The organism is Comamonadaceae bacterium OTU4NAUVB1 (genome assembly GCA_024372625.1).
Taxonomy (GTDB): domain Bacteria; phylum Pseudomonadota; class Gammaproteobacteria; order Burkholderiales; family Burkholderiaceae_C; genus Variovorax.
Genome location: CP099605.1, coordinates 895,453 through 916,447, shown reverse-complemented (window position 1 = coordinate 916,447; position 20,995 = coordinate 895,453). Strand labels below are relative to the sequence as shown.

At 71.7% G+C, this 20,995-nt stretch carries 10 protein-coding genes; 3 read left to right on the top strand and 7 right to left on the bottom strand.

Annotated features, from left to right (window positions below; translation table 11 throughout):
- Positions 1-270: 270 nt before the first annotated feature.
- From NF681_07630 to hemC, 6 genes are all read right to left on the bottom strand, one after another.
- On the bottom strand, positions 271-2,550 hold the full coding sequence (locus NF681_07630) for a polysaccharide biosynthesis tyrosine autokinase (GenBank protein ID UST55040.1): 2,280 nt from the start codon (positions 2,548-2,550) through the stop codon (positions 271-273).
- A gap of 40 nt (positions 2,551-2,590) precedes the next feature.
- Positions 2,591-3,628 (bottom strand): polysaccharide biosynthesis/export family protein, encoded by a 1,038-nt coding sequence (locus tag NF681_07625; GenBank protein ID UST55039.1) that lies wholly within the window; start codon positions 3,626-3,628, stop codon positions 2,591-2,593.
- Positions 3,629-4,002: 374 nt separating this feature from the next.
- Entirely contained in the window at positions 4,003-5,298 is a 1,296-nt protein-coding gene (locus NF681_07620) for a heme biosynthesis protein HemY (GenBank protein ID UST55038.1), read from the bottom strand.
- Positions 5,298-6,371 carry a uroporphyrinogen-III C-methyltransferase gene (locus NF681_07615; GenBank protein ID UST55037.1) on the bottom strand — a complete coding sequence of 358 codons (1,074 nt, stop codon included), beginning with the start codon at positions 6,369-6,371 and terminating at the stop codon, positions 5,298-5,300. The genes NF681_07620 and NF681_07615 overlap by 1 nt, the downstream gene beginning before the upstream one ends.
- The gene (locus tag NF681_07610) at positions 6,368-7,150 is read right to left on the bottom strand and encodes a uroporphyrinogen-III synthase (protein UST55036.1); all 783 of its coding nucleotides are present in this window, start codon (positions 7,148-7,150) and stop codon (positions 6,368-6,370) included. The genes NF681_07615 and NF681_07610 overlap by 4 nt, the downstream gene beginning before the upstream one ends.
- A gap of 27 nt (positions 7,151-7,177) precedes the next feature.
- A complete protein-coding gene (gene hemC / locus NF681_07605) occupies positions 7,178-8,134 on the bottom strand; it encodes a hydroxymethylbilane synthase (protein ID UST55035.1) in 957 nt (318 codons plus the stop codon).
- Between the two features lie 99 nt (positions 8,135-8,233).
- Here hemC and NF681_07600 point away from each other — a divergent pair, with 99 nt between their 5' ends.
- The 3 genes from NF681_07600 (at position 8,234) to NF681_07590 (ending at position 19,818) form a co-directional block, all read left to right on the top strand.
- Positions 8,234-11,155: a phosphoenolpyruvate carboxylase gene (locus NF681_07600; GenBank protein UST55034.1), complete on the top strand. Its 2,922-nt coding sequence runs from the start codon at positions 8,234-8,236 to the stop codon at positions 11,153-11,155.
- Positions 11,156-11,333: 178 nt separating this feature from the next.
- Positions 11,334-11,579, top strand: coding sequence for a hypothetical protein (locus NF681_07595; protein ID UST55033.1), 246 nt, complete (start codon positions 11,334-11,336; stop codon positions 11,577-11,579).
- 4 nt (positions 11,580-11,583) lie between these two features.
- Positions 11,584-19,818 (top strand): hypothetical protein, encoded by an 8,235-nt coding sequence (locus NF681_07590; GenBank protein UST55032.1) that lies wholly within the window; start codon positions 11,584-11,586, stop codon positions 19,816-19,818.
- A 61-nt stretch (positions 19,819-19,879) separates the two neighbouring features.
- On the opposite strand, the gene NF681_07585 is transcribed toward NF681_07590, so the two are convergent.
- Complete coding sequence (locus tag NF681_07585; protein ID UST55031.1) at positions 19,880-20,884, bottom strand: hypothetical protein; 1,005 nt, start codon at positions 20,882-20,884, stop codon at positions 19,880-19,882.
- Positions 20,885-20,995: the final 111 nt, after the last annotated feature.

Genomic DNA, 20,995 nt, shown 5'->3' with positions numbered 1-20,995 from the left:
TTTTCCTATTCCTCTTCCGTAGCGGGCCACGCATGGCGTGCATCCGGTTGGCCGGGTGCGGCACCGATCACGCCCCTCTTCGCACGCGCGGCTGCCGCCGGAGGCACGACGCCGCCGCCACAGCAGCAGCAGGAGATCCGGCCTCGAGGGACGGGACCACCAGCGAAAAAGCCATCGGCGCCGTTGCGGCGCCGATGGCTTTTCCTTCCCACGATCCGGCCGCTGCGGCCAGTGCCGTCCGGTCACCCGGACGGCGTCGCGGCACGCGACTCAGTGCAGCTTGCCGCCGGGCAGTTCCTCGGACGGCAGCACGCTCTCGTAGTTGTAGCTCGTGTAGCGGTAGCGGCCGTACTTGGGCGCCGAGTAGCCGCGGCGGTCCAGGTTCATGCCGTTGAGCAGCACGCCCGAGGCGACCTTGCCGGTCAGCGACAGCCGGCGCACGCTCTCCTTGAGCTCGCCCATGGTGGACAGGTCGGCGCGGGCCACCAGCAGCACCGTGCCGGCATGGGCCGCCATGGTGGCCGTGTCGGCCGCCACCAGCACCGGGGGCGAATCGATCACCACCAGGTCGTACTGTTGCGACAGCGTGTCCAGGATGCTCTTGAAGGACGACGACACCAGCAGTTCGGCCGGGTTGGGCGGCAGCTGGCCGGTGGCCAGGAAGTCCAGGTCCGGCGCGACCTGCTTGTGCACCGTCTGCTGTACCGACAGGCTGCCGGCGATCAGCTCGGACAGGCCGCCGTGGCGCTGCAGGCCGAAGTACTGGTGGGCATGGCCACGGCGCAGGTCGGCATCGATCAGCAGCGTGCGCTTGCCGGCGGCGGCCATCAGGGCGGCGAAGTTGGCCGTCACGAAGCTCTTGCCGACGCCCGGCGTGGCGCCGGTGATGACGACGCGGTTGTTCGGCGACTCCAGCATGGCGAACTGCATGGCGGTGCGCAGGCTGCGCAGGCTCTCGACGGCCGGATCGTCCGGCTTCTCGATGGCCAGCAGGCGGGCGCCGCTGGCGCCGGTCAGGCGGCGCTTGGCGATGGCGTCCTGCGCGTCGCTCAGCGGGATGGTGGAGAACACCGGCAGGCCGCTGTGGGTCTCGACCTCGTGCGGATCGCGGATGCGCTGCTCGGCCATCGCGCTGCGGATGAACGCCGTCAGCAGGCCCAGGAACAGGCCGAGCGCCAGGGCCGCGCCGATGATGGCGGTGCGGTTGGGCTTGATCGGGTATTCCGGCGTCACGGCGGCGTCGAGCACGCGCACGTTGCCGACCTTGCCCTCCTTCACCAGGCGCAGCTGCAGCGCGCTGTTGAGCAGCGACTGGTAGAGCTCGGTGTTGACCTTCACGTCGCGCTCCATGCGCACGGCTTCCTGCTGGATCGCGGGCAGGCCCTTGATGCGGGTCTGGATGCCGCCGATGTCGGCCTGCAGCGCGGCGATCTGCGCGTCGAGCGTCTGCACCGACGGGTGACCGGAGGTGAAGCGGCTCTCCAGCTCGCGGCGACGCTGCTGCGCTTCGAGCAGCTTGGTCTGGCGGTCCACCGACGAGGTCAGGATCAGGTTGGCTTCCTCGGAGAACGCGACGGTCGCCTTCTGGTTGCGATAGCGGTTGTAGACCTCCTCGGAGGCTTCGAGCTGCTGCTTGAACTGGGGCAGCTGCACGTCCAGGAAGGCCAGCGTCTTCTGCGCCTCGGCCGCCTTGCGCTCGATGTTCTGCTGCACGTACTGCTGGCCGACGGCGTTGAGCACGCGCGTGATGCGGTACGGGTCGTTGCCCTGCATCGACACGTTGATGATGCCCGAGGACTTGCCGCGCTCGATCAGCGCGAGCGACTCCTGCACGCCGGCGATCGTCGCCAGCTTGGGTGCGCGGGACAGGTCGAACTCGGCGCCCGGCTTGCCGGAGAGTTCGCTGACCAGCAGCGAGATCGGGCCGTGCACTGTGGTGGCGTTCAGGACGGTGCCGACGCGGCCGTTCAGGGCTTCACCGATGCGCGGATGCGACAGCGAATAGCCGCCGTTGGCCTGCGCCGTGAGCACGAAGGGCGAGCCCTCGAGGTCGGCCGGCACGTCGAAGGTCGCCACCGAGATGCGTTCCAGGCCCGACACGTAGCCGCCGAAGCCCAGGAAGCCCGGATTGGACAGGCCGCTCGCGCGGCGTGCCAGCCAGCCGCCGACCAGCGGGACGTAGCGCGGCGAGGCCGAGATGTAGAGCTTGGTCTGCTCGACGGCCGGTGCCACCACCATGCGCGAACGCACGATCTCCATCTCGGCGGTGGTGGGTGCGCGCATGTCGAACATGCCGCCGGCTTCGCTCAGGAAGCCCTTCGAGCCGTTGTCCGGCGCGTCCTCGACCTGCAGCACGATGAGCGACTCGTAGGTCGGGCGCGACAGCATCGCGATGGCGACGCCGATCGCCAGGACCACGACGGTGATGGCGAGGATGAGCCACTTGTTCGTGCGGATGACCTCGGCGTAGTGGCCGAAGTCGGCGGCGCCGCCTTCGTCCGCGGTGGTCGGCGGGCCGTCGCCCGAGTAGGAGGTGGTGGTGGTGTTCATCGGCTGATGGGTCTTTGGAGGAGGAGGACCGAAGGGGTGCTCAGCGGTTGGTCCTGGAGATGTCACGCACGGAGTTCAGCGTGGCGGTGGACGGCAGGATCAGGCTGATCACGCGGTTCCACTGGACCAGCGGGACCGGATCGACGTACACGACGTCCCGCGCCCGCAGGGCGAACCCGTCGGCCAGCGCGAGCGCCGTCGGCGTGCGCGCATCGAGGTGGAAGATCGCCTGGCCGCCGGTGGGCTCGTTGCGGATCACGTAGATCTGGCGCGGGTTGGCCAGGTTCAGGTTGACGCCGCCGGCCTCGTTGAGCGCTTCGTTCAGGCTCAGGTTGCCGTTGCGCATCAGGATCGGGGCCTGGACGTTCACCTCGCCCATGACCGAGACCTTGCGCTCGTCGCGGCCGCGCACCATGACGAGGTCGCCGCTCTTGAGCGGGATGCGCGTCGGGTCGAGGCCGGCGTTGGTGAGCGCGAACAGGTCGAGCGTCGTGGTCTTGCCGCCGCGCGTGAGCGTGACGAAGGAGCGGTCGCCCGTCGGGGTGATGCCGCCGGCGCGGTTGAGCGCTTCGGCCAGGGTCATCGGGATGTCGGTGAACACCAGCAGGCCGGGCAGCCGCACTTCGCCTTCGATGTAGGCGCGCTTGCTGCGGAACGCGGTCACGCGCACGCTGAGCTGGGGGTTCTTGAAGACGCGCGAGAGGCGCTGCACGAGGGTGTTCTCCAGGTCCTGCGACGTCATGCCGGCCGCCTGCAGCGGGCCGGCATAGGGGAACGTGAGCTGGCCGGTGTTGGAGACGATGAAGCCGGGTGCCGGCGACACGCTGCCCGGGTCCGCCACCGTGGTCGCGGGCACGCCGCTGAAGACGATTTCGGGATGGTCGTAGACCGTGATGCCGATCACGTCGCCGGGGCCGATCCGGTAGGGCTCGGGCTCGCCGACCAGGGCCAGCGCCTCGGGCGAGATCTGGCGCGGCGTGGCGTCACGCTGGGCCTGGATCAGTTGGGGGGTGATCTCCGTCAGCGCGCCGGGAGGCGGTGCATCCACACCCGGGGACGCGAAGCCCGACGGGGACACGGCGGAGGCCGCGTCGTTGCTGGCAGAACGGTAGCCCGGTGCCAACGGCGCACATCCCTGCAATGCGACCACGGCCGAAAGCAGCAGAGCAGCATGTAGTGAGAAACTTTTCAATTCGGACTCCGCAATAGCAAAATGAATACTTTTGGAAACAGTTACGAATGTACCTCACGTCGCTTATTTAAGTCCAAATGTTTCTTGGACGCCGGGCGATAAGCGTGAGGTATGCAACAAAACGGTTGGAAACAAGGGAATCGAAGAGAAAACCCTGTAGGTGTTCTCTGATAGTCGACCCCTCCAAAGTGAGGGGTCACTGCGCTAGCTAAGTCTTAAGTGTACTTTCGTGCGCAGGGCGCATCATGCCTGGATGGGCGTCAATGTCCATCCACCTGTGCGGCCTGCTTCCAGGCCTCGGCCGCCTGCCGTTCGTCGCCCCGGGTCTCGGCCAGGCGGGCCAGGGCCTGCCAGGCATGGCGCAGCAGCCGTGGATCGCGCAGTCCGCGTGCGGCCTGGGTGAGCAGTTGCTGCGCCTTGCCCCAGAGTTCGCGCTTCAGGCAGGCGATGCCCGCCAGGTACTGCAGCATCGGCTCGCGCGGGTTGTCGCGGTGCGCGGCCTCGATGCGTGCGAGCCAGTCCGGATCGACCGAATCCAGCCCGGCTTCCAGCGTGCGCACCAGCCGCGCGAGCAGCGGACCGCCCGGGGACGCGTCGCCGGCCACGGGCGGCCGCACCACCTCCTCCCACACGGGCAGCAGCCAGGCGCGTGCCAGGGCCAGGTCGCCGCCGAGCACGGTCATGCAGTGCGCCGCCTGGATGGCCACGTCGGGCATCGCCCGCTCGGTGGCTTCGAGCGAATCCCAGGCCCGCACCAGCTGCGCCGGATCGCGCGCGCCCGAGAGCAGTTCGGCCGCGAGCCCGCGCACGATGCTGCGCGCGGCGGCCTCGGAAAACGCCCGGTGCTTGGCCAGGAGCCGCGCGGTCTGCAGCGCCTCGGACGTGCGGCGGTCCTGCCGCGCGGCTTTCAGGCGCAGGCGCAGCGACAGCGTGCGGCGCTGGGCGCCCTGCGGCAGTTCCTCCAGGCGCGCGAGCGCGGCGGCGGCATCGCCCTCCTCCAGCGCCCAGCGGGCGGAGCGCAGCTGCACGCCTTCGCGCAGTTCCGATCCCGGCGCGCCGCTCTTCCACTCGTTCTGGCCAAGCGCCTGCAGCAGGTGCAGGTCGCGCGCCGGCCGGTCCTGCAGCGCCTGCGCGCCCTCGGCGGCCAGCAGATGGGCGATGGTGCGGATCTGCCGCGCCTGGGGCAGCGCCGCGCCCAGCGCCGCGAGCGTGCCTTCCTGGGCCAGCGCGGCCAGCGCCGCCTTGCGCGAGCGGGAGAAGCGTCCGGCCAGCAGCTGCACCAGCGCATCGAGCAGCGCCGCGTGGAGCGCCCGCTCCTTCTGCTGGATGCGCCACTGGCGGGCCTCGCGCGGCAGCGAGAACAGCGCCGACAGCGCGCGCAGCGCCACGTGCAGCAGGACGAACGCGCCGGCGACGATCAGCAGCACCAGGTTGAGCGAGAGGTCGATGCGCCACGACGGCCAGAACACCGTGACCGTGCCCTGGTTGTCGCCCGTGAACAGCGCCACCGCCGCGGCGGTGCCGAACAGCGCCAGGAACCAGAGTGCCGCGCGCATCAGCGTCCGGCCATGGCCGTCGACAGGGCGGCGAACGTGTCGTCCAGGCGCGGCGGCTCGACCGCGCGGACCTGCAGCTGAAGCTGCTGGAGTTGCGTGGCCGCGACCTGCACGCGGCGCGAGGACGGATCGAAATAGCGGTTGAGCGAGGCCGTCACGGCCGCCAGTTCGCTGCGCGCGGGCTCGACCTGGCGCGACATCAGCGACAACCGCACGCCCAGCAGCTTGAGCTTGAGGTTCTCGCGCAGGAAGAAGGCCTGGTCGGGCGACAGCAGCACGCTCTCGGGCCGGTCGATGCGCCCGACCCGCACCAGCGAGCGCGCCTCGTTGCGCACCGACGCCAGGATGCGCTGCCACATCGGCGCGTCGTCGGGGATGGGCTCGATCTGCCAGGCATCGGTGGCGCCACCGCTGCGCGCGGGCAGCGCGTTGACGGTGGGCAGGTCGTCGATGCCGCGCAGCAACTCGTCCAGGCGCGCCATGGCCTCGCTGCCGTCGCCGCTGGCGCTCGCGCGCAGGCGGTCGGCGTCGCGCTGCAGGGCGCGCTGCAGCGGCGCGAGGCGCGGCTGGGCGGCACGCGCGATGCGCTGGTCGACCGTGCGCAACGCGGCCAGCAACGCCCCGGTGTTGCCCGTGACCTGCGCCTGCTGCAACGCCAGACGCAGCGTGGATTCGACATCGACCATCAGGTTCTCGTCGCGGGAGCGCGACAGGCTCTGCAGCAGCTCCTCCAGTTGCGCGCGCTGCAACGCGACCTCGGCGACGCGGCCTTCGGCGAGCGACAGGCGCGCGGCCGTGTCGCGCACGGTGTCCTGGGCCTGGCGCGCCAGGGTGCGGGCTTCGAGCGACTGCGCCAGGGCGTCGGCACTCTGGCGCGCGAGCTGCTCCTGCATGCCCGAGACCTTCTGCCAGAGCATCAGGCCGATCACCAGGGCCACCAGCGCGAGCAGGCTCACGGCGACCAGCACGAGTCGCGCGAGCGCCGCGCCGCCGGCCGTGGGCGGTGACGGCAGCGTCGTCCTGGCCGCCACGTCCGCGACGGTGCGATCGGGAAGCGGCGAAGCGGGACTCATCTGAACGATTCTATCGACGCGACCAGATCGTCCAGGCGCGGCGAAGCCAGCGCCACGCGGCCGAAACCGGCCTCCCGCGCCGCCTGCGCGATGCGCGCGTGCGTGGCCACGGCGCGCCCGTGACGCCAGTGCGCTTGCGGCAGCGCACGGCACAGGTGGGCGACGGCCTCGGAGCTGCTGAAGACCCAGACCGACCCGTCCTCGGCCGCCGCCGTTGCCAGCGCGCGCGCCGGGGCGTCGAGCGCCGGTTCGAGCCGCCGGTAGGCGACCACGGTGTCGACCACGCCGCCCGCGGCCTCGATCGCGCGCGCGAGCCAGTCGCGCCCGGTGGGCCGCGCCCCTGCGTCGCCGCCGCGCACGATCAGCACGCGGGTGCCGGTGGCGACCTGCGCGCGCACGAGGCCCCACAGGGTCTCGGAATCGAAGGAGGCCGCCGCGCCCGACGGCGCATCGATCCGCGCCTCGGACACGCCGGCGCGGCGCAGGGCGAGCACGGTGCCGGGGCCGGTGGCCCAGCAGCGATGCGGCGGCGCCGGCGACACGCCGACCGGGACCGGGGCGAAGAAATGCTCGACGGCCGCCGCGCTGACGAACATCGCCGCGTGGCACCGCGCCACGTCGTGCCGGGCCCGGACCAGCGCCGCGCCCGCGACGGCGTCGTCGACCGGCGCGATGGCGATCAGGGGCAGCGCGTGGACGTCGAATCCGGCGGCGCGCAGGCCGTCGATCCAGCGCCGGGCCTCGCGCGCCGGGCGGGTGACGATCACGCTCTGACGCATGCGCTAGGACGGCGCGGCGACCGCGGCTCAGCGGGCGCCGGCCGCGCGCAGCAGGCCGGCCGCCGACTCGCCCAGCGCCCGGGCGCGGGCGAAGTCCCCGGTCGCGGCGGTCTCGCCGTCGGTCGCCGTGGCGGCCCCTTCCCCGTCCACGTCCCGCGTGCTGGCCGTGGCGTGCACCAGGGGAGCGTCGCCCTCCGCGTCGCCCCAGACGGCCTCGATGCCCAGCGTGCCGTCGGCCTGCCAGCGCGCGTGCGCGGCCAGCGGCATCGAGCAGCTGCCGCCCATCGTGCGGCTGACGGCGCGTTCGGCCGTGGTGGCGAGCCAGTCGCGACGGTGGGCGAGCGGCGCGAGCAGCGCGATCAGGTCGGCGCGCCCGGTACGCACCTCGATGCCGAGCGCGCCCTGTCCGGCCGACGGCAGCATGGTCTCGGGTTCGAAGGCCAGGCGGATGCGGTGTTCCAGGCCCAGTCGCTTGAGGCCGGCGGCGGCCAGCACGACGGCGTCGTAGTGGCCCTCGTCGAGCTTGCGCAGGCGCGTGTCGAGGTTGCCGCGCAAAGGCTCGATGCGCAGGTCCGGGCGCAGCGCGCGCAGCAGCACGACGCGGCGCAGGCTGGAGGTGCCGACGACCGCGCCCCGGGGCAGGTCCTCGACCGAAGCGTGGCGCGGGGAGACGAAGGCATCGCGCGGGTCCTCGCGCGACAGCACGCAGGCCAGCGTGAAACCCGCCGGCAGTTCCATCGGCACGTCCTTGAGCGAATGGACGGCGATGTCGGCGCGTCCCTCCTCCAGCGCGGTCTCGAGTTCCTTGACGAACAGGCCCTTTCCGCCGACCTTGCTGAGCGTGCGGTCGAGGATCTGGTCGCCCCGCGTGGTCATGCCCAGCAGTTCGACCGTGTGGCCCCGTTCTTGCAGCAAGGCACGCACGTGTTCGGCCTGCCACAGGGCCAGCCGGCTTTCCCGGGTGGCGATCACGATGTTGCTCACGACGATTCCCACTGATTGCACAAGAACCCCGGAATGCTAGCATGTTGCGCCGCAGCAACGCTGTCGGCGCGACGCCCTCGAAACAAGGAGAAAACGCGAATGACGACAGGCAAGAAGGCCCAGGCTTCCCCCGCTCAGAACAAGCCCGTGCGCGGCGACGACGAACCGCTCATCGACGACATCCGCCTGCTCGGACGCATCCTGGGCGACGTGATCCGCGAGCAGGAAGGCGAGGCCACCTACGCGCTGGTCGAGAAGGTGCGCACGCTGTCGGTGGCGTTCCGCCGCGATGCCGACCAGGCGGCCGACCGGGCGCTGAAGAACCTGCTCAAGGGCCTGAGCGCGGCCGAGACCGTGCGCGTGATCCGCGCCTTCACCTATTTCAGTCACCTGGCCAACCTGGCCGAGGACCGTCACCAGATCCGCCGCGCCACCGAAGCCGACCGCGCCGGCGCCACCGAGGACGGCAGCCTGGGCGCCGCGCTCGCGCGCATCCGCAAGGCCGGCATCGCGCCCGAGGCGGTGGTCGAGTCGCTCGCGCGCAGCTATGTCTCCCCGGTGCTGACCGCGCATCCGACCGAGGTGCAGCGCAAGAGCATTCTGGACGCCGAGCGCGCCATCGCGCAGCTCCTGACCGCGCGCGACGAGATCGGCTGGCGCCAGCGTGCCTTCGCCGGCGCCAAGGACGCCCTCACCCCGCGCGACTACGCCGACAACGAGGACCAGATCCGCATCCGCGTGACGCAGCTGTGGCAGACGCGGCTGCTGCGCTTCTCCAAGCTCACGGTGATCGACGAGGTGGAGAACGCGCTGAGCTATTACGAGGCCACCTTCCTGCGCGAGATCCCGCGCGTCTACGCCGAACTCGAGCGCGCGCTGGGCCACAAGGACATCGCGCCGTTCCTGCGCATGGGCCAGTGGATCGGCGGCGACCGCGACGGCAATCCCAACGTGACGGCCGACACGCTGGACTACGCCCTGCGCCGCCAGTGCGAACTGGCCCTGCGCCACTACCTCACCGAGGTCCACTACCTGGGCGGCGAACTGTCGCTGTCGGCCACGCTGGTGGACGTGTCGGTGGAGATGCAGGCCCTGGCCGAGGGCTCACCCGACCACAGCGAGCATCGCGTCGACGAGCCGTACCGGCGCGCGCTCACCGGCATGTACGCGCGCCTGGCCGCGACGCTGCGCGACCTGACCGGCGGCCAGGCGGCGCGCCACGCCATCGCGCCGCAGAACCCCTACCCGAGCGCCGAGGCGTTCCTGAGCGACCTGCGCACCATCGCCGAATCGCTCACCGACAAGCACGGTGCGGCGCTGATCGCGCACCGCCTCGGCCCGCTGATCCGCGCCGTCGAAGTCTTCGGGTTCCACCTGGCCACGGTCGACCTGCGCCAGAGTTCCGACAAGCACGAGGCGGTGGTCGCCGACCTGCTGGCACAGGCGCAGATCGAGCCCGACTACGGCGCGCTGGCCGAGGACGCCAAGCGCACCCTGCTGCTGCGGCTCCTGGGCGAGGCACGCCCCCTGCGCGTGCCCGATGCCGACTACGCGCCGCTCACGCACAGCGAGATCGCCATCTTCGCGGCCGCCCGCGCGTCGCGCGCGCGCTACGGCGACGCCGCCATCCGCCACTACATCATCAGCCACACGGAAAGCGTGAGCGACCTGCTGGAGGTGCTGGTGCTGCAGAAGGAAGTGGGCCTCCTGCGTGGCACGCTGGCGGCCACGGGCGTGTGCGACCTGATCGTGGTGCCGCTGTTCGAGACCATCGAGGACCTGCGCAACGCCGCGCCGATCATGCGGGAGTTCTACGCCCTGCCCGGCATCAAGGCGCTGGTGCAGCGCTCGGGCGCCCTGCAGGACGTGATGCTCGGCTACAGCGACAGCAACAAGGACGGAGGCATCTTCACCAGCAACTGGGAGCTCTACCGCACCGGCACGGCCTTGGTGGCGCTGTTCGACGAACTCAACGCCACGGCGGCGCCGGCCGCGGCGGCCGGCGCCGGCGCGAGGAAGGGCAAGGACGCCAAGGCGGGCGGCGCGTCCGGACCCGACGCCGGCCCAGCGATCGGCCTGCGCATGTTCCACGGCCGCGGCGGCACGGTCGGGCGCGGCGGCGGCCCCAGCTACCAGGCGATCCTGGCCCAGCCCCCGGGCACGGTGCGCGGCCAGATCCGCCTGACCGAGCAGGGCGAGGTGATCGGCTCCAAGTACGCCAACCGCGAGATCGGCCGGCGCAACCTGGAGACGCTGGTCGCCGCCACGCTCGAGGCCACGCTGCTGCCCGCGGGCAAGGCCGCCTCGGCCGCCTTCCTGGCGGCGGCGGCGGAGCTGTCGACCGCCAGCATGGCCGCCTACCGCGCGCTGGTCTACGAGACCCCGAACTTCGCCGACTACTTCTTCGGCGCGACGCCGATCCGCGAGATCGCCGAACTCAACATCGGCTCGCGCCCGGCCTCGCGCAACCCCAACCGCAGCATCGAGGACCTGCGGGCGGTCCCCTGGAGCTTCAGCTGGGGTCAGTGCCGCCTCACGCTGCCGGGCTGGTACGGCTTCGGCTCGGCCATCGCGCAGTTCCTGGAGAGCGCGGCCACGCCCGTGCAGCGCAAGGAACGCGAGGCGCTGCTGCAGCGCATGTACGCGCAGTGGCCGTTCTTCCGCACCCTCCTGTCCAACATGGACATGGTGCTGGCCAAGAGCGACCTGGCCCTCGCCTCGCGCTATTCCGAACTGGTCGCCGACCGCAAGCTGCGCCTGAAGGTGTTCGGCATGATCGAGGCGGAGTGGCGGCGCACGTCGGACGCGCTCACGCTCATCACGGGCGCGAAGCAGCGCCTGGAAGGCAACGCCGACATGCAGCGCTCGGTGAACCACCGCTTCCCCTACATCGATCCGCTGCACCACCTGCAGGTCGAACTGATGCGCCGCTACCGTGCCGGCGAGGGTGGCGAGCGGCTGCAGAACGGCATCCACATCTCGATCAACGGGGTGGCCGCCGGCCTGCGCAACACGGGCTGACGGCCGACGGCGCGGCGGCGTTCGCGACGCCGCCCGCCGCACCACAGTGCTTTTTCCTACGTCCTTATCCGCTTCGGAGGATCGACGGTTCTACCTAAAGGTATACCCTGGAGCGCAATACGCACACACCATTTCGCATTTCGCGCGGTCGTCAACGTCTTAACTTGGAACCGTCGTCATGCCCTCTTCGTCCGCTCTCGTCTCCCCCACCGGTCCGGTCACGGCGACGACGCCCGCCTTCGATTTCGTGAGCAGCGATTTCGACGACCTCTCCTCGCACATGGCGCATTGCTCGGCGGCGCAGGGACGCTGGTCGGCCTTGCGCAGCGGCTTGCGGCAGGTGCATTCGATCGCCGCCGGACGCCTCGTCACGCTGACGTGCGTCGCGGTGGCGGCCATCGTCGTGCTGGCCACCTTCGCCTGACGGCGTGGCGGCCTCGGTCCTCTCCCGCCTCGACTCGCTCAGCCCCTACGCTCGCACGCTGCTGTCGCGGCCGCACGCCATCGTGCAGCCGCCGGTGCGGGCCGAGTTGTTCGGCGCGCAGCGTTTCGCCGAGCACGGCCACAGTCTGGCGCGGGCCCAGGCCGTACAGGACGCCGACGTCGCGCGACCCGCGCCGCCCTTCTTCCCGCGCGTCGACGAGAACCTCGCCTCGCTGCGCGGTGCCTTCGACTACATCGCGCTGATCTCGCGCAGCGGGCGCTACGTCTCGCCGGCGGCCGAATGGCTGCTGGACAACTTCCACCTGGTGGAGGCCCAGCTCCAGCAGATCCGCGAAGGCGTGCCGCGCGGCTACTACGCGCGCCTGCCCAAGCTGGGGACGCCACCGCTCACGGGGCTGCCGCGCGTCTACGGCATCGCCTGGGCCTATGTCGCGCACACCGACAGCGTGCTCAACGCTGAGCTTTTCACGACCTTCCTGGACGCCTACCAGGACATCGACGAGCTCACCCTGGGCGAACTCTGGGCGCTGCCGACGACGCTGCGTGTGGTGCTGCTGGAGAACCTGCGCCGCGTGGCCCAGGGCATCGCCGCGAACAAGATCGCGCGCGAACTCGCGCATGCCGCCTGGGACGCGGCCGACGCGCTGTCGGCGTCGGAACTCGACGCCCTGTTCGCGCTGGTGCGCGAGCATGGGCTCGAGGCGACCTATTGCACCCAGCTCTGGCAGCGTCTGCCGGTCGAACGCCCCGCCAGCCCGCCGCCCCTGGTCGCCTGGACCGAGCGCAACTGCCCGAACGGCCCCGGCCTCATCGCCGAGGCGCAGGCCGACCAGGCCGCGGCCAACCTCACGGTGGGCAACATCATCACCACGCTGCGCGCGATCGGGCAGGTCGACTGGGCCGACCTGATCGAGCCGGTCAGCCGCTCGCTGCGCGTGCTGCGCGCGCTGCCGAGCTTCGGCGAGGAGAGCGAGCGCACGCGCCAGCAGATCACGCAGGCGATGGAGCGCCTCGCGCGCATCACCGGACGCACCGAACGCGCCGTCGCCGAGACCGTGCTGGGCCTGGCGCGCGGGGCATCGCGTCCGCGCGCCGCCGCCACCGCCGGCTACCACCTGCTCGGCCAGGGCCGCGAGGCGCTGGTGACCGCGCTGACGGCACAGTCGCCCTACCCCGCGATCCGGGGTGCCGCCGCGGCGGCCTCGCGCCACCCGTTCGCCCGGCACGACCGGCGCCTGACGCTGTACGTGCTGGCGATCGTCGCGAGCACCGCCTTGCTGCTGGCCGCGGTGGCCCACGCCCTGCACCGGCGCGGCATCGTCGGGTTCGACGGGCCGACGCTGGCGGCGCTGGCGCTGCTGGCCTGGCCCCTGTCGGAGGCGGTGATCGCCCTGATCCACCGCATGATCGCCGAGTCCACGCGCGTGCAGACGCTGCCCCGGCTCGACTTCGCCGCCGGCATCCCGGCCGCGCACCGCGTGCTGGTGGCGGTGCCCGCGATGCTGACGTCCCCGGCGGGCAACGCACGGCTGGCGCAGCGGCTCGAACTGCACTGGCTGTCCAATCGCGAGCCGCACGCGCAGTTCGCGCTGCTGAGCGACTTCGCCGATGCCGACGCGGCGGTGCAGTCCGGCGACGACGCCCTGCTGGCCGACGCCACGGGCCACATCGCGCGCCTGAACGCGGCCCATCCGGTCGCTCCGGGCGAGCCACCGCGCTTCGTGCTGCTGCATCGCCCGCGCACCTGGTGCGTCACGCAACGGCGCTGGATCGGCTGGGAGCGCAAGCGCGGCAAGCTGGAGATGCTGCTGCGCCTGCTGGCCACGGGCGACGCGGCCGGCTTCGTGCCACTGGCGTCCGGCCTGGCGCTGGCGAACCCCACCCCCTACGTCGTCACGCTCGACAGCGACACCGGCCTGCCACCGGGGGGCCTGCGCGACCTCGTCGCCATCGCGGCGCATCCCCTCAACGCGCCGCAGCTCGACGCCGGCGGCCGCCGGGTGGTCGCGGGCTTCGGCATCCTGCAGCCGCGCGTGGTCACGCCGCTGCCGGAACGCGAGGAGCGCTCGCCGTTCCACTGGATGTTCGCCGGCCGCTGCGGCATCGACCCCTACAGCAGCGGCGCCTCGGACATCTACCAGGACCTCTTCGGCACCGGCTCCTTCACCGGCAAGGGCCTGCTCAACGTGCAGGCCGTGCACGCCGTGCTCGACGCGCGCCTGCCGCCGGACGCCGTGCTCAGCCACGACCTGCTCGAAGGCACGGTCGCGCGCTGCGCGGTGGTCAGCGACCTGGTCCTGACCGAGGACCACCCGCACCATGCCGGCGTCGCCGCCTCGCGCATCCATCGCTGGACGCGCGGCGACTGGCAGCTGCTGCCGCTGATGCTGCGCGCGCGGCACTTCGGCATCGATGCCCTGGGGCTCTGGAAGATGGGCGACAACCTGCGCCGCTCCCTGGTGGTGCCGGCCTCGACCGCGCTGCTGGCGCTGGCGGTCTTCACGCGCCAGCTGCCGCTGTCCTGGGCCGTCGGCGCCGTCGCCGCGGCGCTGGTGCTGGGGCCGCTGCTGGGCGCGCTGGCCGCGCTGGTGCCGACGCGGCGCTCGATCGCGCTGCGGCATTTCTTCGCGGTGGGAGGCGTCGACCTGGCGCGTGCCGTGGCCGGCGCGGCCTGGCAGTTCACGCAGCTGGCGGCGTCCACGCGGTTGCTGCTGGACGCCACGCTGCGCGCCGTGTGGCGACTCGCCGCGAGCCGGCGCGACCTGCTCCAGTGGACCACCGCCGAGCAGGCGCAGGCCCAGGCGCGCTACGGCCTCGCATCGTTCGTGCGCGGCGCCGCGCCGACCGGCATCGCCTGCCTGGCGCTGGCGGGGGCGGCCGTCGCGTGGAGTCCGCACCCGGTGGCGGGCGCGCTGCTGTTCGGCCTGTGGGCGCTGGCGCCCGTGGCCGCGTGGTGGGCCAGCCGCGTGCCGGCGCACCGGCAGGCGCGCCATGCGCTCGATCCGGGCGACCGCGACTACCTGCACACGCTCGCGCACGACACCTGGCGCTTCTTCGAGCACGCCGTCGGCCCCGAGGACCACCACCTGCCGCCGGACAACCTGCAGCTCGAACCCGAGCCCACGCTCGCGCACCGCACCTCGCCCACCAACATCGGCATGTACCTGCTCGCATGCTGCTGCGCGCGCGACTTCGGCTGGATCGACGACGCCGCGCTGGTCGCTCGACTGCGGGCCACGCTCGACAGCGTGGACCGCCTGGGCAAGCATCGCGGTCATCTCTACAACTGGTACGACACGCGCACGCTGCAGCTGCTGCCGCCCGCCTACGTCTCCAGCGTGGACAGCGGCAACATGGCCGGGCACCTGCTGGCCGTGGCCGGCGCCTGCCGCGCGTTCGCGGCGCAGACGCCGCCGGTCGCCCCCGAGGCCGTGCGCGACGACCTGCGGGCGCTCGCCGCGCGCTGCGACGCGATGTGCCGGGCCATGGACTTCAGCGGCCTCTACGATCCCAAGCGCCACCTGTTCCACATCGGCCTGCGGGTCGAGGACGACGCCCTCGATGCCAGCTACTACGACCTGCTGGCCTCCGAGTCGCGCCTGCTGAGCTTCCTGGCCATCGCCAAGGGCGACGCGCCGCGGCGCCACTGGACGGCGCTCGGTCGGCCGTTCCTGTCGGTGGGGGCGCTGCCGGGCCTCAAGTCGTGGTCGGGCTCGATGTTTGAATACCTGATGCCCGCCCTGGTCATGACGGAGCCCGACGGCGGGCTGCTGCAGGTGGCCAACCTCGCCGCCGTGCGCGAGCAGCAGGCCTTCGGCGTGCAGCAGGGCCTGCCGTGGGGGGTGTCGGAATCGGCGTACTTCGCCCAGGACCACTCGCTGGCCTACCAGTATTCGCCCTTCGGCGTGTCGCGCCTGGCCCTGCGCCGCACGCCGCCCACCGATCGCGTGATCGCGCCCTACGCCAGCATGATGGCCACCATGGCCGCGCCCGCCGAGGCGGTGGCCAACCTGCGGCGGCTGGAGACGATGGGCGCGCGCGGCGAGTTCGGCTTCTTCGACGCCGTGGACTTCACGCTCGCACGCCAGCCCGCGGGCCAGCCCCTGAGCGTGGTGCGCAACTTCATGGCGCACCACCAGGGCATGGCCCTGGTCGCGCTGGGCAACGTGCTGCGCGACGATGCCCCGCGCCGCTGGTTCAGCGCCGCGGCGCTGGTGGAGGCGCACGTCTCGCTGCTGCACGAGCGCACGCCCCGCCAGATCATCGACAGCGCCGACCCGCGTCCGCCGCCCGAGCCGAGCACCGGGGAAGCGCCGGTGGCGCACCAGCCGCGCGTGGTCGATCCGACCGTGCCCGGCTTCCAGCCGACCCACCTGCTGTCCAACGGCCACTGCACGCTGGCGCTGCGCGCGAGCGGCGCGGGCGTGAGCCGCTGGCGCTCGTTCAACGTCACGCGCTGGCGCGACGACCCGCTGCGCGACGCCCACGGCACCTTCTTCTACGTGCGCGACGTCGGCGCGAGCGCGCTCACCTCGCTGACCGCCCTGCCCGCCCCGGGCCGGGACTGGCAGTACCGCACGCGCTTCCTGGCCGACCAGGCGCAGTTCGACGCCGTCGGCGACGGTCTGCACGCGCGCACGATGGTGCTGATCAGCCCGGAGGACGACACCGAGCTGCGCACGGTGACGCTGCGCAACGACGGGACGGCCGAGCGCACGCTCGAACTCGTCTCCTACCTCGAACCGGTGCTGTCCCAGCCCAAGGCCGACGAGGCGCACCCCGCGTTCGCCAACCTGTTCGTGCAGACGCGCTGGGAGCCGCGCTGGCGCGCCCTGCTGCTCGCGCGCAAGCCGCGCCTGCATGGCGACGCGGTGATGGCGGCGGCGCACTTCGTCGCGGCGACCGACGCCCACGTGGTCTCGGTCGATTGCATGACCGACCGCCGCGCCTTCATCGGACGCAACGGCTCGCTGGCCGCGCCGCGCCTGGACGCCCAGCCGCTGGACGCCGAGGGCGCGCCCGTCGACGGGCTCGACCCCATCGCCTGCCTGCGCGTGACGCTGCGCGTCCCCGCCGGCGCCACCGCGCGCGTGACCTTCGCCACGGCGGCCGACGAGAGCGTCGATGCGCTGATCCCCCGCATCGACCGCTACCTGCAACCCATGCACGTCGAGCGCGCCATGCGCATGGCCGCCACGCTGGCGCAGGTGCGCCTGCGCGACCTGGCCATCGATCCGGCCAAGAACTTCGCGCTGCAGGACCTCACGACCATCCTCACCTACACGACGCCGCGCGTGATGAGCGACCGCGGCCCGATCGACCTGCGCCAGCTCTGGCGCTTCGGCATCTCCGGCGACAAGCCGATCGTGCTGGTGCACATCCACTCGCTGGGCGGCATGAGCCTGATCGACACGCTGCTGCGCGCGCAGCCGTGGTGGGGCTTCGGCGGCGTGGCGTGCGACCTGGTGGTGCTCAACGGCGAACCGAATTCCTACCTGATGCCGCTGCAGCGCGAGATCGAGGCGCTGCGCAACCGCGTGACCCACGAGACGCAGAACAGCTTTCCCCGCAACGACGCGGCGGGCTTCTACCTGCTGCGCGACGCCGAGGTGGTGCCCGCCGAGCGCGCCGCGCTATCGAGCCTGGCACGGGCGGTCTTCACGGCCGACGGCCGCACGCTCGAGGCCCAGATGGCGGCGCTGCGGGACGCGGCCACGCCCGCGCTTGCCGAGCAGGCGGGCGAGGAGGACGACGCGGCGCCGGCGCCGCGCACGCGCCTGGCCGCGACGCGCGCCGCCCCGGCCCCGGCGTCCGGCGCGGTGCCACCGGCCGTCCACGGCGGCTTCGACGCCGCCAGCGGCGAGTTCCGCTTCGAGGTCGACGCCCTGCGGCGCACGCCCAAGCCGTGGGTCAACGTGATCGCCAACGCCTCGTTCGGCTTCCAGGTGTCGGAGGCCGGCACGGGCTACACCTGGGCCGTCAACAGCCGCATGCACCAGCTCACGCCGTGGTCGAACGACCCGGTGCAGGACCCGGCTTTCGAGCACTACCTGCTGCAGGACGTGGACACGCGTGAGCTGCTGCCCCTCACGCCGGCCAGCCGGGGCGACGGCACCGCCGCGCACCGCGTGCGCCATGGCCAGGGCTACAGCGTGTTCGAGTGCGCGACCGACGGCATGACGCTCGCCACCACGTTCTTCGCCGACCGCGACGAGCCCATGAAGCTGGTGCGGGTGACCGTGCGCAACGACGGTCGGACGCGGCGCCGGCTGCGCGCGCTGGCGCTGGTCGAATGGCAGCTGGGCGCGGCACGGGGCGAGCGGCGCACCATCCACACCTGGAAGGGCGACGACCTGCCGGCCGTGTTCGGCCAGCAGCGCGAATGCAGTGGCGGCCATGGCGGCGCCACCGCCTTCCTGGCGCTGGCGGGCCTGCCCGCGGGCGTCGCCGACGCCGTGCAGTGGACCTGCGAGCGCAGCGAGTTCTTCGCCGGACGCGGCGGCATCGAGTTGCCCGACCTGCTCGGGCGCCGCGCCGGACACGGCCTGGACGCCTGCGCGGCCATCGACGGCGAGTTCTTCCTGGAGGCCGGCGCCAGCGTGCGGCTGTGCTTCATGGTCGGCCATGCCCCCGACGCCGAGGCCGCCGTGGCGCTGGCGCGCCGCTGGCAGCAGCGCGACATCGACGCCGCGCTGGCGCAGGCGCGCGGGTTCTGGGACGAGCTGCTCGGCCGCCAGCAGGTGCGCACGCCCGATGCACGCTTCGACGCCCTGGTCAACCGCTGGCTGATGTACCAGACGCTGGTGTGCCGGCTGTGGTCGAAGGCCGGCTTCTACCAGGCCGGCGGCGCCTTCGGTTTCCGCGACCAGCTCCAGGACGCGATGGCCTTCGCGCTGACCGACCCGGACCGGCTGCGCGAGCAGATTCTGATCAACGCCGCGCGCCAGTTCCCGCAGGGCGATGTGCAGCACTGGTGGCACATGCCCGGCGGTGCCGGCGTGCGCACGCATTTCTCGGACGACCTGCTGTGGCTGCCGTACGCGGTGTCGCACCACGTCGAGGTGACGGGCGATGCGACGCTGCTCGACGCGCAGGTGCCGTTCGTCGACGGCCCGGGCATTCCCGACGGCGCCGAGGACGCCTACTACGCGCCCCGGGTGACCGAAGACCACGCCAGCGTCTACGAGCACGGCGCGCGCGCCATCGACCACAGCCTGGCCACCGGCGTCCACGGCCTGCCCCTGATGGGCACGGGCGACTGGAACGACGGCATGAACCGCGTCGGCCACGAGGGCCGGGGCGAATCGGTCTGGCTGGCCTGGTTCCTGTGCAGCGTGGTCGAGCGCTACGCGCCCCTGGCGCAGGCGCGCGGAGACGGCGAACGTGCCGGGCGCTGGCTCGACGCGCGGCGCGGCTGGATCGCCGCGCTGCACCACGCGGGCTGGGACGGCGCCTGGTTCCGGCGCGCGTTCTTCGACGACGGCACGCCGCTGGGCGCGTCGGTCAACGACGAATGCCGCATCGACCTGATCGCCCAGGCCTGGTCGGTGCTCTCCGGCGCCTCCGACGACGCCCACACGCGACCGGCGATGGCCGCGCTCCAGGAACGGCTGCACGACGAGCCGGCCGGACTGCTGCGCCTGCTGCACCCGCCGCTGGCCCAGTCGCAACCCAGTCCCGGCTACATCCAGGCCTACCCGCGCGGCGTGCGCGAGAACGGCGGGCAGTACGCGCACGCGGCCGTCTGGGCGCTGATGGCACAGGCGCTCTCGGGCGACACCGAAGCCGCCTGGCGGAGCTTCGAGGGCCTCAGCCCGGCGCACCGCGCCGCGCATCCGCTGCGCGGTCCGGTCTACGAACTGGAGCCCTACGTCATGGCCGGCGACATCTACGGCGCCGCCCCTTACGTCGGACGCGGCGGCTGGAGCTGGTACACCGGTTCGGCCGCCTGGCTGCATCGCGCGGCGACCGAGACGCTGCTGGGCCTGGCCGTGCGCGGCGACCGGCTCTGCCTGACCCCGCGCGTGCCCGCGCACTGGAGTGGCTTCGAGACGACGCTGCGGCTCGGCGGCAAGGCCTTCACGCTGCGCCACGGCACGCCGCCGGCGGACGCGACCTCCCAGGCACCGCCGCGCGAACCCACCCACCATGCCGCCCCCGGCGAGTGGATCGACTGGCGCGCCCTGCCCGACGGGGCCGTCGTGCGGATCGACAACTGACCTCGAATCGGAAGAGTGAAGACCGGGCCCCTGGCCTGAAGCTCGAATTCCATGCGAGTGCCTACTTGGCAGTCCTCCAAGCCGCCCGCACCAGCACCCACGTGATGGCGGCGTTGTCCGCATCGGCGGGCGGATGCATCAGGCGTGAATAGATCGCGGGCATCGGCTCGCCGGCTTCGACGCGCTGCAAGCGCTGGGGTGCCCTGGCCAGAAGGAAGGCGGCCGGATGGTCCGGCGGCAGGCTGGCCTGCCATACGCCACTCCGGGAGCACGGCTGGCCCACGCGAAGGCTGACGACGGGCACCTTCAAAGCCAGGATGGGCGGGTCCTTGTAGCCGGTGTCGATCTCCAGGCCGCTCAGCCGCGCCTTGGCCTCATCCTCGGCACGGGACTCGTTCAGGACTTTCGAGAACTCAGGCCACAGGGCTTTCCAGTTGTCGCGGTCCTTCTCACCAAAGTGACGACGCATGTACTGCTCCTCCGTCTCGAGCGTCATGGACATGAAATAGGCGCCGGGCTGATAAGGATCCATTCGATCGCCGTCCCGATTCATGGCAATGTCCATGTACACGCCGTTGGCCTGCAGTTTCCAGCTGGCACGGCGAATGCCAAAGGCCATCCATTCGCCGAGGGTCGGCACATAGCGCGCGTCCAAAGCGCTCGGATTGATCAACGAACTGCGCCCCTTGATGCGGGCTTCGCTGAAGTAGTAGCTCTGCTGCCAGCCTGCGTTTTGCAGGCGCTTGAGAAAGGCCATCACCTGCAACCGGGCTTCATCATGAGGAATCGCATTTCGAGGCGGCAAACCAAACGAGATCAGGATTTCGTATACGCCTGCAGCGAGTCGATCGGCATCCTCCGTTCCCATCACGCCAAGGACAGTGGTCAATTCGAAACCGTTGGCGCCGTGCCCAAAACGGGCGATGCCCGAAGTCTGATCAGGCCAATGGATTTCATAAAAATTCAAGCCCGCAGGTTGCCTGCTGACGCGTGCGTCCTCGCGTCCCAACGCAATTGCAAAATCCGGCCCGCTCCATCCAAGTTGCAGGGTTACTTCTGTCTTCATGGAATGACCTTTAAGTATGTTGCGGGTCGAGGCTTCAGTCGTGTCTGATGTTTGACGAGTGCAGGCACAGCACACCCAGCAAACAAGAAGAAGCACAACGCGACAGACGAT

Excerpts from the sequence above, each read along its gene's own strand:
- NF681_07595 (UST55033.1), top strand. The coding sequence starts at position 11,334 with ATGCCCTCTTCGTCCGCTCTCGTCTCCCCCACCGGTCCGGTCACGGCG.
- NF681_07600 (UST55034.1), top strand. The coding sequence starts at position 8,234 with ATGACGACAGGCAAGAAGGCCCAGGCTTCCCCCGCTCAGAACAAGCCC.
- NF681_07620 (UST55038.1), bottom strand. The coding sequence starts at position 5,298 with ATGCGCGCGGCACTCTGGTTCCTGGCGCTGTTCGGCACCGCCGCGGCG.
- NF681_07630 (UST55040.1), bottom strand. The coding sequence starts at position 2,550 with ATGAACACCACCACCACCTCCTACTCGGGCGACGGCCCGCCGACCACC.
- NF681_07585 (UST55031.1), bottom strand. The coding sequence starts at position 20,884 with ATGAAGACAGAAGTAACCCTGCAACTTGGATGGAGCGGGCCGGATTTT.
- NF681_07615 (UST55037.1), bottom strand. The coding sequence starts at position 6,371 with ATGAGTCCCGCTTCGCCGCTTCCCGATCGCACCGTCGCGGACGTGGCG.
- NF681_07610 (UST55036.1), bottom strand. The coding sequence starts at position 7,150 with ATGCGTCAGAGCGTGATCGTCACCCGCCCGGCGCGCGAGGCCCGGCGC.